10 protein-coding genes are annotated in these 15574 nt (G+C 73.5%); 2 read left to right on the top strand and 8 right to left on the bottom strand.

The window, feature by feature from the left end; translation table 11 throughout:
- Positions 1-6: 6 nt before the first annotated feature.
- Both MQV74_RS37965 and MQV74_RS37960 read right to left on the bottom strand, forming a co-directional pair.
- On the bottom strand, positions 7-2007 hold the full coding sequence (locus MQV74_RS37965) for a carboxypeptidase-like regulatory domain-containing protein (RefSeq protein WP_242728030.1): 2001 nt from the start codon (positions 2005-2007) through the stop codon (positions 7-9).
- A gap of 363 nt (positions 2008-2370) precedes the next feature.
- Positions 2371-3501, bottom strand: coding sequence for a GDSL-type esterase/lipase family protein (locus MQV74_RS37960; protein WP_242728029.1), 1131 nt, complete (start codon positions 3499-3501; stop codon positions 2371-2373).
- Positions 3502-3687: 186 nt separating this feature from the next.
- On the opposite strand from MQV74_RS37960, the gene MQV74_RS37955 reads away from it, so the two are divergent.
- Together MQV74_RS37955 and MQV74_RS37950 are read left to right on the top strand one after the other, a co-directional pair.
- Entirely contained in the window at positions 3688-4179 is a 492-nt protein-coding gene (locus MQV74_RS37955; RefSeq protein ID WP_242728028.1) for a MarR family winged helix-turn-helix transcriptional regulator, read from the top strand.
- A gap of 63 nt (positions 4180-4242) precedes the next feature.
- On the top strand, positions 4243-4854 hold the full coding sequence (locus tag MQV74_RS37950) for a TetR/AcrR family transcriptional regulator (protein WP_242728026.1): 612 nt from the start codon (positions 4243-4245) through the stop codon (positions 4852-4854).
- A 92-nt stretch (positions 4855-4946) separates the two neighbouring features.
- Here the strand turns inward: MQV74_RS37950 and MQV74_RS37945 are convergent, their stop codons facing one another.
- From MQV74_RS37945 to MQV74_RS37920, 6 genes are all read right to left on the bottom strand, one after another.
- Complete coding sequence (locus MQV74_RS37945) at positions 4947-5123, bottom strand: hypothetical protein (protein ID WP_242728025.1); 177 nt, start codon at positions 5121-5123, stop codon at positions 4947-4949.
- A gap of 167 nt (positions 5124-5290) precedes the next feature.
- Positions 5291-5626: a hypothetical protein gene (locus MQV74_RS37940; RefSeq protein WP_242728024.1), complete on the bottom strand. Its 336-nt coding sequence runs from the start codon at positions 5624-5626 to the stop codon at positions 5291-5293.
- A 476-nt stretch (positions 5627-6102) separates the two neighbouring features.
- A complete protein-coding gene (locus tag MQV74_RS37935) occupies positions 6103-8316 on the bottom strand; it encodes an Hsp70 family protein (protein ID WP_242728023.1) in 2214 nt (737 codons plus the stop codon).
- Positions 8313-9230, bottom strand: coding sequence for a hypothetical protein (locus MQV74_RS37930; protein WP_242728022.1), 918 nt, complete (start codon positions 9228-9230; stop codon positions 8313-8315). Before MQV74_RS37930 ends, MQV74_RS37935 begins: the two co-directional genes overlap by 4 nt.
- Positions 9220-13194, bottom strand: coding sequence for an Hsp70 family protein (locus tag MQV74_RS37925; RefSeq protein WP_242728021.1), 3975 nt, complete (start codon positions 13192-13194; stop codon positions 9220-9222). The genes MQV74_RS37930 and MQV74_RS37925 overlap by 11 nt, the downstream gene beginning before the upstream one ends.
- A gap of 108 nt (positions 13195-13302) precedes the next feature.
- Positions 13303-15297, bottom strand: a complete 1995-nt coding sequence (locus MQV74_RS37920; RefSeq protein WP_242728020.1) for a dynamin family protein — start codon at positions 15295-15297, stop codon at positions 13303-13305.
- Positions 15298-15574: the final 277 nt, after the last annotated feature.

The following is a 15574-nucleotide window of genomic DNA, read 5'->3' as shown; positions in this document are numbered from 1 at the left end:
GTACTGCTAGAGGGCGGTGTCCCAGGTCCCGGACCGGTAGGTCATGACGGGGTCGACGGTCAGCCCGCCCTGCTCGTCGACGGTGAACCGCGTGACGTACCAGAGCCTGCTCGCGGTGCCGGGGACGTCCGCGACGACCCAGCGGCCGCGCCGCGTGGGCAGTCCGGCGGCGTCGAGGCTGAGCAGCGCCACCGAGGCGCCGGAGGCGGCGAGGGTCTGCTCGCCGGAGAAGTTGTCGACCCAGCAGTGGTACTCGCCGGGGACGAACGCCCCGGCGACCGGGGTGACGGTGATGCGTTCGGGCCCGGTGGCGTCGCGGTCGTCGACGTCGAGGCGTACGAAGTCGACGGGCCGCATGGCGTTGAACAGGCAGTGGAAGCGCCCGTCGCCGCCGTCGGGGCCGGAGCAGTGCAGGTCCAGGTCGCGCGGAAGGGCGCCCCAGTCTAGTTGCAGCACGAACGCCGTGGGCGCTTGGACGGACACGTCGCGGCGCAGCCGCACGGTGAGGATCACGGTTCCGGAGGCCGGGACGGTGGCGGGGACGGTGTTCGGCAGATACCCGGTCATCGTGGCCCGTACCGTGGCGGCACCGGCGGGCTGGACGCGGGCGAAGGTCGCCTGTGGCGGCACTCCACTGGTGGTGGCGGTGCGGGCCGTGCCGCCGACGGTGAGCCGGACGCCGGCCCCGTCGAGCGGCTGGTCGTTGTTGTCGGCGTCGACCACCCGGACGACGACGGTGGCGGCGGTGAGCTGGACGACCAGTTCGACGTGCGCGCCGCGGGGGTCGATGGTCACGGTCCTGTCGGTGCTGGGGTCGTACTCGGTCGAGAGCTTGATCTGCCCGTGCGGGACACAGGCGAACGAGAAGCGGCCCTCCAGGTCGGTCCTGGTCTGGTACGGATTGCCGTCCAGGTCGAGGAGCGGATTGTCCTGGACGTCGGTGAGGAACACCCACTCGCCGGGCATGGGGCTGCCCGCGGAGTCGAGGACGCGCCCGGTGACCATCGTGCAGTCCATCGGGATCCGTACGTCGACGGCGCCCCGGTCGGGGACGGTGTCGCGGACGGTCGCGGTCTGGAAGCGGTCCGCTGTGGCCTGGAGTTCGATCGGCCCGGCGGGTACGCAGTCGCGGACGGCGCCGTCGACGGACGCGGTCAGGTCGGCGCGGCCGTCGGTGGGGCTCGGTCGGGTGTCACCGGCGAAGGGCACGCTCGGCGGCAGCGCGGTGACGTGGGCGCCGGGGATCGGTGTGCCGGTGCTGCGGCGGGTGACGACGGCGGTGACGTGCGCGCAGCGGCGGCACGCGGTGTCCGTGGGCGGACGCCAGCCGAGGTCGGGCCGGACCTCGTTGAACTCGACGGTGAACACGGTGGCGGCCGGGCCGCCGGGCTCGGCGTCACCATCGACCCGACGGGGGCTCGCGTCGTCGCGCAGGCGCCAGAACCGCTCCGGCTGGGCGCGGTTGCGGGTGGCGAAGGCGAACGTCACCTGATCGCCGGTGTCGATCGGCGTACCGACGGGGGAAGGGCTGCCGCCCACCACCCTGGTGACCGTGAACGTCCACTCCCTGGAGTCCCCGGGCTGATAGGCCGGATACCCCGGGCCCAGCGGTGAGGTCACCAGCAGGGGACGGTCGCGGCCGCCGAACTGGTACGTGACCACCTGCGGGTCCTTCTTGCTCTTGCGGGGCAGCACGAGCACCCCGTGGTCGACCCGGACCAGGACGTCCGGCAGCGCCCGCCACGTGCCGTCGAGGGCCCGCAGCACCATCTGGTCCCCGCTGCGGACGGGCCAGGTCGTGGGCTGGTCGATCAGGAAGGTTTCCCAGGTGCCCGGCGCGGAGGAGGTCGGGCCGAGGAACCCGGAGTGGGCGGTGGGGCCGTTGATGGCCTGAAGGTGGCGTCCGTCCGGCGTGCGGATCCGTACGGCGTTGGGCTTGAGCGGCGCCGGCCGGCACCTGCCCTCGACGCATTCACACCATTCCGAGCAGGGAGGCCAACAGCTCATGGGCGCGCCTTTCCGCTGGGGCGGCATCCGGTCCGACCCCGAGGACGGATCCCCGCGCCGCGCTCCGGGCGGTCCCCCCGTCAGGGTGACATCGGCTTGAAGGAGACGTACTTGCGGAACCGACGGCTGTCAAGGCGCCGTCGGTCAGCGGCCGCGGAGCACCCCGCCCCTCCGGTGCGAGGCCCGTGCCCTCCACGTGGGCCGCACCACGGCAACGGCCGAGGCACGTACCCGTCAGGGCCGGCGGGAAGCTCTACGCCCACGGGACCACCACCTGCGCGGTCTTCGCGCTCTGAAGGGCTCCTGAGGGCCCCGCCCGCCGGGGGTGGGCGGGGCCCGTGCGCCGGGTTGAGCGACGTGCCGTCACAGGCGCAGGAGCGCGAGGTCGACGGCGGCGGCCATGGCGTGCGCGCCCGCGTCGTTGAGGTGCAGGTGGTCGCCGCTGTCGAGGTCGGGGCGGATGGACTCCGGCGCCTCCGGGTCCTGGACGGCCGCGGCCACGTCGACGACGGCGTCGAAGACGGTGGAGGTACGGATCCACGCGTTGACCTCGCGCCGCACCGCGCGGCCTTCGGGGGTGTCGACGCCGGGGTAGATGGTGCCCGCGTAGGGGCCCATCGTCATGCCGATGACGGTCAGGCCGTGCGCACGCGCGCGGTCGGCGAGCGCGGTGAAGCCCGCGATCAGGTCCTCGGCGGTGGCCGGGGGCTCGCCGGACATGCCGGGCAGGCCCACGTCGTTGAGGCCGAAGTGGAGGAGCACGTGGGTGGCGCCGGGCACGCGGAGGACGTCGCGCTCGAAGCGGGCCAGGCCGCGCAGGCCGATCTCGTCGGTCAGCAGGCGGTTGCCGCCGATGCCCTGGTTGACGACCCACCCGTGGTCGAGCCGGCGGTTCAGCTGGTCGGGGAAGCGCAGGTTGGCGCCGGTGGAGGTGCCGACACCTTCGAACCAGGAGTCTCCGAACGCGACGGCGACCGCGGTGCCCTCGGGAGCCAGGACGTCGACGCCGGTGACGTAGTAGCGTCCGTCGATCTCCTCGGCGTCCGTGAAGTCCGCCGCGACCGCGTCGCCGGGCAGCAGGTAGGCGTTCTGCGAGGGGGTGTGGGAGTAGGTCGCGAGGCCGGTGTCCTCGGGCAGGTGGAGGGTCAGCGCCAGGTCGTCACCGGCGGACACCGCGAGGTCGACCGGGTCGCTGTGGAGCCGCTCGCCGACGGGGATCACCACCTGCGTCTCCCCGCCGAAACGCAGGGCGGTGTCGGTGGCGGGGTCGACGGCGCCGCCCGTGCTGCGGACTCCTATGCGCGCCACCCCGATGACCAGGGGTTCCTTGCCGTATTCGTTGCTGAGAAGGACGCGCAACGCCTCGCCTCCGCCGTCGAGGTGGAGGATCTGGCGCAGCGTCTGGTCGCGGAAACCGCGGGAGGGCTTGAGCTGGATGGTCTCGTACGGGCTGAGCACGGCGGAGCGGAAGCCTGCGACCCAGGTGGTGGCCATGGTGGTGAACTCCTCGTTCTGGTGGAGGGGGCGCGCGGTCGAGCACCGTCGACGCACGGACCCCATTTAGTTGCTGTGCGGAATTTCCACGCTGCAAGCAGATTTCTACCGCAGCAATATTCCGCACGTCAACTATCTTCATGTCAGCTATCCGCACAGCAATCACTTGGGGTTAGGATGCGGGGCATGGATTCCGATGTCTTCGACGACCCCCGACTGACCGCGGCGGGCTTGTTCTTCGAAGCCCACGCCGGGCTGAGCGCGAAACTGGCGCCGACCCTGGAGAAGTCAGGGCTGTCGTCCTTGGACTTCGACGCCTTGACGCGCTTGAGCCGCTCCCCCGGCAGGCAGTTGCGGATGACCGACCTGGCCGCCCAGCTGTCCCTGTCGACCAGTGGCGTCACACGGGCGGTGGACCGGCTGCAACGCGGCGGCCTCGTGCGCCGCGCGTCCAGCCCCCATGACCGGCGCAGCACCTACGCCGTCCTGACCCCGGAGGGCGCGGAGCGGCTGCAAGGAGTGCTGGGCGAACACCTCACCGAAATCGAGCGCTGGTTCACGGGCCTGTTCACCCCGGAGCAACTGGCCGACCTGGTCACGAGCCTGCGGACGCTCCGCGACGCCGTGCACCCGAACGCGACGAAGAACACCGCCCCGCCTCCAGCCGGGACAGAGTGAGGTCACGGGCCGCCGGGCCGCCGGACCGTAGGGTGGGCTCCTCAGGTACGGAGGGGAGCCGGGATGCCGGAGACGCTGACCGCCAAAGGGCGTGCCACCCGTGGGCGCATCGTCGAGGGGGCGGCCGAGGTGTTGCGCGAGCAGGGTGTCGCCGTGGCGACGCTCGATGACATCCGCGCCCGGACCGGCACCAGCAAGAGCCAGCTGTTCCACTACTTCCCCGAGGGGAAGGACCAACTGCTCCTCGCCGTGGCCCAGTTCGAGGCCGATCGCGTCCTGGAGGACCAGCAGCCGCACCTGGGCCGCCTCGACACCTGGGAGTCGTGGCGGCAGTGGCGGGACGCCGTGGTGGAACGCTATGAACGCCAGGGCGACGAGTGCCCGTTGGGCTCGCTGTTCCTCCAGGTCGGACGGTCGGGGCCGGGCGCTCGGGCGATCGTCACGGAACTCATGCGGCAGTGGCAGCGGGACATCGCCGGCGGCGTGCGCGCCCTCCAGGCGAACGGCCTGGTCCCGCCGTCCCTCGACGTGGACCGGGAGGCCGCCGCGCTCCTCGCGGGCATCCAGGGCGGCGTGACCATCATGATGTCCACCGGCGACTCGACCCACCTCAAGGCGGCGCTCGACAACGGCATCGCCCACCTCCGGGCGACGGGCACTCCCCCACCGGCCTGACGGGCCGACGCGCCGCCCCGGTCCGTCGGGCTCCGTCCCGCCCGGACCTCCCGCTCGGCGGCGGCGCACACGGGCCTGCGGCGGTCGGCGCCTCAGTCGTCACCCCGGACGATGTTCCCCTCCGGGCCCACCCGCGCCGAAGAGCGGGCGCCTTCGTCAGGCAGGGGAGGCAGACAGGTGCGCACGCCCTTGCCGCGCAGGCGGCGGGCCCTGGCCCAGCCGGTCTCGTGCAGACGCAGGACTTTCTCGTTGCTGGTGCGCGCGGTCACGGCGCTTCAACTTCTCTCGCGTTGGAAGACGGGCAGGAGCGGCGGCGGCGCCGACTCTCCTTTGGTGTGCCGGTCGGGTTCCCTCGACGGAGGGCGGGAAACGACGGTGCGCCCGCCCCGGCCCCGGAGGCGGAGCCGGGGGCGGGCGCCCGCCTGCGCCATAGGCCCTAGCCGTGCTGGTGAGGCTGCCGGGAACCCTGGTGAAGGGTGGTGTCCGACGAGCCCCGGGCACCGGACTTGGCCAGTCCCCTGCTGATCAGATAGCCCATGGTCAGCAGGGTGACGTACAGCCACGCCTGATCCGCCGCGAAGCGGTCGCTGCCGTCATCCCCGTCGCCCACTACCGCGGAAGCGATGAGGACGGCGATGACGGAGGCCACGCAGACGAACAACTCCGTTGTCCTGAAAGCGGGCTTGGTCTCCACGCCGGTGTGTCGCGCAACCGGCGCCGTGGCCTGTGACGGGCCGGTCTCCGGGTAACCGGCTGACGAAGCAGCGGTCATCGCGCTCTCCTAGTAGTCGCCTGTCGCCCGGCGGGTCCGCCAGGCCGGCGAGCGAGTACCCGGGCCGCCGGGGCGACACCGTGCGGTTCGGGGCCGTCCCGCCGCCCGCCGCCACCCCGGGGCCGACGGTCGTCCGCGTCGGCTGTGGGACAGCCTTCACTGCCTGGACGGGACGTAGCCCTTCCGGCCGGCGGGCCAACGTGCTCACGGCGACTCCCCGGCCGAGGCGCTCCCGCCGGTGGTCGCAGCCGCCGACGTGCTGCGTACCGTCGCTACGCATCCGTCGTACGTGCGGTCGTCCGAGCGTCGGCGGTATCCGCTTCACCCGGGCGCCCGGCGTGCGGGCGGCGTGGGTTCGGTCCTGCGTAACGGGGCGGGCCCAGCGCGAGGGAGCGGGCCGTCAGCGGCACGTCGTTCCTCGGTACGCCAACCGGAGGTGGAGCGTCCGGTACCGCCTACGCCGACGGGGGCGCGGGTCACGCGCGGCGGTCGATCAGGAGGGCCCCCTCCCGCGCCGCCTTCGTCAGGTGGGCCCCGACCGAGGCGGAGAGGCGGGCGACGATCGTCTCGCGGTGGCTGTCGGCGAAGTGGCGCGCGAAGTCCTCGGCCGCCTTCGCCTCCAGGCGGTCCTCGTCGGCCTGGGTGCGGATCTTCTTGAGGAGGGTCTTCTCGCGGTTGAGCTTGCGCAGCGGACCGGCGATGTCGGCGTTGGAGATCCACTTCATCAGGGCGTCCTTGCCCATCCAGATGCCGATCACCACGGCCACGGCCGCCACGATGGAACCGATGATCCAGCCGATCGGGTTGGACGCCGCGGCGACCGCTCCGGCCCCGGCAGCACCTTGCGACGCCGCCGAGATGACCCCGAGGGCCGCCCCCGCCGTCATGGTGGTCATCCAGGCCGCGACCAGGCCGAGGATCGAGTCCAGCGTCTCAAGCAGCGGTTCGAGGTTGACGTCGGGCCGGGGTGTCGTCGTCGCGGGGCCGAAGGGCGAGACCCGCAGGGGTTCCGTCGGGATCCCGTACCGGTGCGCGATCGCCGCGGCCTCGCGGTCGATCACCGCGGTGACCTCGGCGTACCAGGCGCGGGTGGCCTCTTTCAGCTTCGCCTGCCCGGCGGGGCTCCTGAGGTACGCCTCGCGCTCGCCCGCCACCTCCATGGCGATGTCCGTGAGCAGCCGCAGCTCGCCCTCGCGCCACCGTACGACCGCGGGGCAGACCTGGTCGTCGACGATGCCGTCCACGGTGACCTTGCCGAGGGCCAGGCCGAGGGACTCCAGGTTGTCGCCGATGACGGCGGGCACGCGGTCGCGGGCCAGCACCTCCACCTCCTCCAGGAACCCCTCGACCCGGCGGCGCGTGCGGCCCGCGATGGCCAGCCCCTTGGCGATCGCGTGCTCGGGGCGGACGCCGAGCAGCACCCGGGTGCCGCCCTCCTCCGCCTCGAAGACGTCGAGGCAGATCTCCTGCGCGAACCGCATCCGTGACGCCCCGCCGGTCATCAGCACGACGTCCGGCGGCTTCCCTGTCTCCTTCACCAGCTTGTCGCGCACCCCCTCGACCGCCTCGCGGAACGCCGCGCGCCAGGAACGGCCCAGTGCGTCCAGGCGCCCGTCCAGGATGTCGTCCATCAGTGGCGGCGAGAGCCGGATGGAGACCTCTATCAGCTCCCCCGACCGGGCGACGACGTCGTCGCCCCCGAGACGCCGGGGGCCGGGGTTCAGCCGCAGTTGGTCGGGAGAGAGCCCGAAGTAGCGCTCCTTGGCATGACGGCAGGCGAACTCGAGGCGTGCGCGCTGGAGGGGGTCGTCCGCGAGCGCTTCCTCCAGGAGGGCGCTGTCGCGGTGGTCGGCCACGACGCGGCGCAGCAGCTCCTTCTCGATGAGCGAGGCGCCGAAACGGGAGTTCCAGTCGGCGACGGGCAGCTCGCTCATGCCGGACACGAAGGTGTAGTCCGTCGTCAGGGACCCCATGTCCATCACCAGCACCGTGCCGCGCCCGGCGATGGCCCCCATCAGGTGCTGATCGGCGGTCTTGAACTCCTCGGACTCCTTGGCGTAGAGCATCGCGGCGCGCGATTCGGGCACCAGCTCCACGCTCTGGCCGGGGAAGAGACCGGTCACGGTGGAGCGGAGCAGCCGCTCGTACTCCTCGTACTCCTCCGTGTCCCACCCGGACGGGACGCCGAAGACCCAGTGCAGCCGCGTCCCAGGCGTGATCTTGAGGAGGCCGGAGGTCTCGACGCCCTCGGTGCGTTCCAGGGCGAGTTCCCGGGCGACCTGCCGGATGAACAGGTCCGTCGCCCGCCGCGCCCGCGCGTCGAGCCCGGCGTGTTTGAACGCCATGTAGAACTCCGCGTCGCCCGGTACGAGGCCGTCCGGAGGGGGCTCGGGGACGCGGGCGAGCCGCGCGGGCAACACGGTGAAGCACGGCTCCCCGACCAGGGTCGTGTCGCCGGCGCCGTCCTCCGTCCGGCCGTCGTCCTCCGTCCGGCAGAGGGCGACGACGGTGGGGTGCACGCGGCTGGGGGTGCGGGAGATGTCCTCCACGTGCGGCTCTCCGTCGGTGGTCGACCACAGGGTGGCCACGGCGGTCTCCCCGTGGCCCAGGTCGAACCCGATGACCAGGCTCCTGTCGACCTGCGACTTGCTCTCCGGCCTGTCCTCCGGCGTCGGTTGCAGCAGCGTCATCGGTCGTTCTCCTTGCCCTGAGCGGTGGTCCGAGGGTTCCCCGCGGTGGTCGCGGGCAGGCGCAGGGCCCTGCCCCGCACGAGGACCCGGCGGTCGTCGCCGTCGGGGTGCAGGACGAGGGCGGGCAGGTCCGTCTCGTACCGGCACACGGCGTCCCGCGTCACCTGCTCCAGGTGGAAGGCGTCCGCCTGCCGCTCCGGCCGGAGCTCGGGGTCGTACGCGAGGATCTCGATGCCCTGGGCGCGCAGGAGCTCCTGGAACACGCCGATGCGGTCCCAGACCCGCTCCGCGCGCCCCCGGTCGCGGAGGCTGACCAGGTCCTGGATCAGCTCCATCATGACGTCGTGCTCGTACCAGGGCGGGGCGGGCGGCCCGGTCGTCGGGGGCTGCTTGCCGAAGGCCTTCTCCACGTGCGGCAGCGCCTTGCCGACCGCGTCGAGGGCCGGGGCGGGCGAAGGACGGGGAGCGGCGGACCGCCCGGCCTCTGCGGCCGAGCGGTACTTCCGCTTTCCCCCGCCCCGCCCCCGCCTGTCCCTGAAGCGGCCTTTGGGCTCCTCCTCGTCGACCTGTGGTTCGCGCTCCGCCGCGGGCTGCTGGACGAGGACCGTGCGGACGGTCTCCGTCACCGCGGTGCTCAGCGCGTCGAGCAGGTGGGTGAGCTGGTAGCGGACGTGCGGATCCAGTCGCTTCCCGTCCAGGCCGCGGCGTACGTCGTCGATCGCGTTGCCGACCGTCTGTCCGATGCCGTACGCGGGGCTCAGGTTCGCGGGCCGGACCGCTCTCCTGCGGGCGGTGGCGAACAGGTCCGTCAGGGTGTGCGGGGCCAGCGGCGGGTGACTGCCGGACGCCGGGTGCTCAGCAGCCTGTCCTGGTGCGGGAGTCGGCGTGGGAGTGCGGGCCTCGTCAGGTGTCATGGCTGGTCGGCTCCTGTCGCGGTGCGGTCGGGGCGGCGGGCTCGTCGCTCGCCCGGTGGTGTGCCTCGGTGAGGGCCCATGTGCTGAGTCCGGCGTCGCCCGCGATGTGGAGGTAGTGGCCGTCGGGTGAGAAGGCCAGGGCGACGGGGGTGTCCGGGTAGCGCAGGTGGGTCCACGTACCGCGGCCCTGAGTCCCGCCGACCCAGGCCTGGCCGTCGACCGCGACCGCCGCGGACAGGGCTCCCTGATGCGAGATCGCGACGCCTCGCACCTCCTGAGCGTTGGGGGGCACCAGCTCTTCGTCCCTTCCCAGGTATCGGGCGCGCCCCTGGTCGTCCAAGGTTCCGCCACCTGCCAGGACATTCATGTGCGGCCCCGAGGCCAGAGCCCGGACCTGTGCCGGGAGCAGCGTTGACGACCGCAGCTTGCCGTCTGCGAGGTTGACGAAGTAGGCCACGCCCCGGTGTCCCCGACCTCCAGCGACCACGGCTTCCTCCCCATCTCCACGGACCGCGAGCACCGTCGGGCGGTGCCAGAGCTCAGCAACCGCCCGATCCCGCCCCGTCGTCATGTCGACGCCCCGCAGGACGCCGTCGCCGCCAAGCACCACGACCTCCCGCCCGCCGGGCAGTTGCTCCAGGGCCAGTACCGCGGCGGGCTGCTCCGCCAGCTGCCGCAGCCGCGCCGACGCACCGCCCACGGCCGGGGCGGCCAAGGCGTACACGCCGTGCGCGGACAGCTCGCCCCCTGAGACTCCGAAGACCGGCCACGTCCCCGGGCAGGACCAGGCCGCCGACAGAACCCGTCCGCGGATGCGCAGTTCGTCCCTGGTCTCCCCGGTGAGGGCGTCCAGGAGCCGCAGCACGGAGCCCTCGGGGCCTTCCCGCACGGCGACGGCCACGTGGCGGCCGTCCGGGGCGACGGCCAGCGCGGTGACGACGCCGGGCGAGCGCAGGACTTCCCGCGGGCGCGGCAGGAGGTCGCCCGGGCCCGCCGGGCGCAGTGCCGTGACCAGCCACGTACCCGAGTACAGGGTGTCGCCGGGCCACACGTGGTGCTGCTCGACACGGCCTCCTGTACGCGCGCGCAGGTCGAAGAGGGTGTTGTCGGCGAGACGGACCCGGGCCAGGGCCGCGTCGGGGCGGTAGGCGGCTCCCCCGGCGGTGAACCAGCGCACCAGGGTCGCCCGGCCGCCCGGCAGCGTCCAGGACAGGGGCGCGCGCAGCGAGGACGGGCCGTCGGCGGCGATCCGTCGCTGCGGGATGCCCTCGGCCCAGGTCACGGCTCCCTCCACGACGGCGAGCACCGGGTCCAGGGCGGAGCGGACCGGCACGCGGGTGCCGAGGCGCCGCTCCAGATATGGGCGTACCGACGGCATCTGGGTGCTTCCGCCGACCAGGAGGACGTCGACGTCCCGCGGGTCCACTCCGGTCTCGGCCAGCAGGGTGCGGCAGCAGACGACCGAGTCGGCGAGCAGCTCTTCGGTGAGCCGGCCCAGGCGTTTGCGGCTCAGGCTCTGCGGCGGCATGCCGGGAACGACGGTTTCCACGGGGCAGTCCTCGGCCGCGAGGCCGTGCTTGAGCCGGATGGCCGAGCGGAGGGTGAGGTGGGCCAACTGGTCGCGGTGCGCGGCGTGTTCGGGGGCGGCACGCAGCCAGTCCTCCATGGCCGGGGTCAGGTCGCGCACGATCGCGGCGTCGATGTCCCGGCCGCCGTGGCCGTCGGCGAGGCCCGCGGTGCCGAGGAGGGTGTGGCCGGTCTCGCCGATGCCGACGAGGGCCGCGTCGAAGGTGCCGCCGCCGAGGTCGTACACGAGCACGGTGCTGCCGGGTGGCCAGGGCCCGCCGTCCGACGGGGCGAGGGCGGCGGCCACGGGTTCCTCGAGCAGTTCGACGTCGGTGAAGCCCGCTCGTTCGCCCGCGCGGATCATCGCGTCGCGCCGTCGCCCGGTGGTCCGCGCGGGGACCGTGACGAGCAGCCTGGAGGGAACGCCTCCGGGGAGCGGCGCCGTGCGGCGGCGGAAGGCCGCGAGGACGGCCACCGCGAGGTCCTCCGCCGTGTGGGCGCCCCCGGGGCCGCGCAGCACGGGGACGGGGCTGCCGATCTCGGGTTTGAACTCGGCGCGGAAGCAGTCCGGGCCGCCCGCCCTGCGGGCCTCGGCGACGGAGCCGACGAGCAGCTGCCCGTCGTCGTACACCGCGGTGGGCCACCAGTCCCGTCCGGTGCCCGGCTCCTTCAACAGACGCGTCCTGCCGTCGCCGAGCAGGATCGCCGAGGACGTGGTCGTGCCCAGGTCGACCACGAGGACCGGCTCACCGCCCGCGGGGCCGCCGTCGACGGGGCCGGGAGTATCGGGGAGGGGCGCGGGTGCTGCCGGGGCCCGCTCCTCCTCGTGCGCCGGTACGTCGTCCAGGAGGGCCCGGGCCCTCCGCAGCCGGTGATACACCTCGTCGTAGCGGCGCTTGAGGACGTGGGCCACGGCTCTGCCGCCGGGCTCCCGCGGGGGTCGCGGGCCGTTCCAGTGGGCCAGGCGGTCCAGCGCGGCGCGTTCGAGGGCGGCCAGGCCCGTCTCGGGTGCGAGGCCGAGGCGGGCCGCCACGGTGCTGCCGCGCTCGCCGGTGACGCGTTCCAGTTCCCGCGCATCGCTCTCGGACAGCCGCAACCGTCCGGTGTAGTGCCGCAGCAGGAGGTCGAACTCCATGAAGGCGGGCTCGGAGTGTTCCAGACCCGTGATCGCCTCCACCGCCCGTACGACGAGGTCGCGGTCGCGGTCGGACGTGTCGGGTGCGAGGAGTACCGGAAGGCCGCGTATCTCCTCGATCATCCGGGCCGCCTTGATCAGGTCGCTGCGGGCGGCGAACCGCTCCGTCAGCTCCCGGCGCAGCGCGGTGATCCCGCTGCGCTCTTCGAGTTCCCTGCGCAGCACGGCGGGCCGGTCCACGCCCTCCCGCAGCAGACGGCAGGCCAGGGACACGCCGTAGGGGGTGAAAAGACCGGCGAGGCGGCGCCGCCGGTCGGCGGGCAGGGGCAGGTCGGTGGCGGAGACGAAGCCGGACAGATGGCTGAGACGCAGGTCCAGTGCTGTCTGGGGCACGCCCGTGAGGGCGTGCAGCGCCTCGAAGTCGTCCTCGGGGTGGAACGCCGCCGCGCCCGCCGCCAGCAGGCCGCACAGCGGGCGTACGTCGTGGAACATGCGCGCGGTGTGCGCGGACGCCATGATGCGGCGCGCGTGCTTGCGCGCGGTGTCGCGGGGGTCGTCGACCGGCTGCCCGATCTCTCCGGGCCACAGGAGTTCGACCTTCGTCAGGACGCCGATGGAGGTGACGGGCGTCGGCGAGAAGCCGGTGCCGTCGGCGTCGTGGAACCGGCGCAGCACGTCGGCGTCGGGCGCGGTCACGTCGCTGTTGAGGACGGCTATCACGGCGTCGGCGCCGCGGAGCCCTGCGGCCGACGCGGCGGCCACCGACTCCCGGTCGACGCCCAGGGCGCGCATCGCTTCCTGGGTGTCCTGCGCGTAGGGCGAGTCGAAGCCGGGCGTGTCGACGAGGTCGAACTGCCGCAGACAGGCGTGCGGGCCGAACACCTCCACGTGGTCGACGGGGCGCGGCTTCTCCGCCTGGTGTCCACGGGCCGTGAACTCCTCGATCCGGCCGATGCCTTCGAGGTGCGTGGGCGGCCCGTCCTTGTGGTGCACGGTCAGCGCCGTACGGTCGCCGTGGCGCAGCACGCTGACCACCAGGGTGAGCGGGGCGCTGCCCGTCAGGGCTACGGGGGCGCCGATGAGCGCGTTGACCAGGGTGGACTTGCCGGAGCTGACGCGTCCGGCGACCGCGATCCGCAGCGGGGCGGTGAGCTTCGGCAGCTGGGCTTCCAGGGTCGCGCGTGCGGTGTGCGTGGCCGTGGTGGCGGGGATGCGGGCGAGCGCGTCGCGGACGGCGCGCTCGGCTCTGTGCCGCAAGGTCATGGGGTGCGTCTGTCCGTCCTGTGCGTCCCGTGGGGGCGCGCGGGCGCCGCGCCCCGCTCAACGGCCGGGCGGCACCAATGCGTTGTGCCCCGTGCACGGGCCTCCGTGTCAGTCGTCCCCCGCTGCCGCGAGGCGGCCGCGGAGTTCGTCCACGAGGGCCGTGACGTCGGTCTCGATCCGGCGCAGGCCGTCGCGGCGGGCGATCAGCGGGGCGAGGGCCGCGTCGGCGTCGCTGCGGGCCGCCGCCAGGGCCGCGGCCACCTCGGTCCGGGCCGTCTCGCACTCCGCCCGGCGCTGGGCGATCCGGTCGCGCAGCTCCGCCCGCGCCCGGTCCGCGGAGGCGTCGACGAGGGCCTGCACGGCGTCGTGCAGGAAGGCCCGCTGCTGCGCCTCCCACGGAGCGAACAGCCGGTCCAGGGCGGCGACCTGCTCGGCGTGCGTCGTCCTGCGGATCTCCCGGACCTGCCCGGCGAAGGCCAGGACCGCCCCGACCAGGCCGCCGACGACGCGACCGGCCACGACGCCGGGGGTCGGCGGGCGCGAGCCCTCCCGTCCCTCCGCCATCGTCTGGAGGACGCCGTTCACCACCTTGCCCGTACGGCTGCCGCCCGGGAGCGAGAGACGCACGGCCTGGTCCCAGGCGATGGCGCCGACGACCTCACCCCTGGCCACGCCCAGTCGGGCTCCGCGCGCGGCGGCGTCGAAGGCCGTCGTGAGGCTGGTGACGACGCTCGGCGTGGCCGCCGCGGAGGCCGCGGGCACGGCCGGCGGATCCGGCAGGGGCGGCAGCGGCAGGTCCGTGAACATCGGGCTCCGCAGCGGGATGCCGCTGCGCTCGGCCACCGCCTCGCACGCGGCCCCGGCCAGCTCGGCCGCCGAGCGCCCCAGCTGCCCCGCCAGCACGGCGAGCTTCCCGGCCAGGTCGTCGAGGACGGCCTGGGGATCGTCGAGGAACGCCGGGTCGGTCCGGTAGCGGGCCCGCAGGTCGCGCCACGCCTTGGCGAGGGTGGTGTCGGCGCGGGCCCGCAGCCCGGCGGTGACGTCGTCGAAGGCCGTGTCCAGGTCCGCGGGCCAGGTGGCGGAACCCGCGACCAGGCGCCCGGCTTCGACGCGCCGCGCGGCCGCGGCCGCGGCCAGCTTCTCGCGGGCCGCGGCGTCCTGGGCCTCCAGGACTCCGATGGCCTCCTCGACGGGCGCGAGCAGGCCGCGTACGACGGAGTGCAGTTCGGCGAGTGCCGCGCCCGCGCGCAGCCGCAGCCGGGCGTGGTCGACGGCCTCCCACAGCCGGGCCTCGAACTCCTGGTAGCCGGTGAGGCTTTCGTCCGGCGGCTGGGCCCCGGTGAGCTGGAGCAGTCGGCTGCGGCTCGACACGGCGAGCACCGGGGAGCGCTCGTCGAGCCCCGGAACCGCCGCGAGGCGGGCGCGCGCCTCACCGACCGCCAGGGCGGGGTCTCCCGTCTGGTCGGCCTTCGTCACGGCGAACAGGAGGCGCTCGGGGCACTCGTCGGCTCCCAGGGCGCGCACCACCCGGTCGATGAAGGCGATCTCGGACGGAAGCGGTGGCCGCTTGGCGTCGATCACGTACAGGACGAGGTCCGCCTGGGGCAGCACGCCGAGGGCGGCGGCCGTGTGGCCGCGGTGGACACCGCCGATGCCGGGGGTGTCGACGCACACGACACCGCCGCGGAGCTTCGCGTTCGGCGTGCGGATCGAGGCCCTGACCACCCGCTCGGCGTCCGTCGCGGCGGTGCCGTCCTGCACCTCGGCCTCGCAGATGTAGGCGCGCAACCCGTCGCGGCCCACGTCGCGTTCTTCCGTGTCAGATCCGTGCCGTGCCGCCAGTTCCACCGTGATCGACTCCTGCTCGCCCCACCGCACCGAGGTGAGCACCCGCGTGGAGACGTACGAATCGACGGGAAAGAGCGTCGCGTCCTCCAGGAGCGCGTTGAGCAGCGACGACTTTCCGCTGCTGAACTCGCCGAGCACCACGACCGTCAACTGCGCCTGGCACACGCGCCGTTCGACCTCGTCCAGACGAACGGCCAGGTCCCGTCGCCCCGCTTCGAGCGCGTACCGCGCCACAGCGGGTACCACAGTCATCATTCGATCAGCGAAATCGTCGTTGTCCCACATGTACGCCCCCCAACGGCCGATCGGGCTGAAGCCGCACACCCCCCACGGGTCGGCCGCCCTGACTCCGCCTTCCCGCGCAGTCTCGTCCGGATCGATGTGGTTGGCCAATACCCGTCCCCCACACGGGTGAACATGCCCGTGCTCGCGTACGCCCTGCCGACGCTCCGGAAGCCGTTGACAAAGGATCCGCCGAAGCGGTGTACGGACCGCCCACGGTCGAAGACAATCGGCATCCGTTCCTGTGCGA

Source organism: Streptomyces sp. AN091965 (assembly GCF_022698285.1).
Lineage (GTDB): Bacteria > Actinomycetota > Actinomycetes > Streptomycetales > Streptomycetaceae > Streptomyces.
Note: the sequence above shows the minus strand (reverse complement) of the source record. Positions and strands in the feature narration are given on the sequence as shown.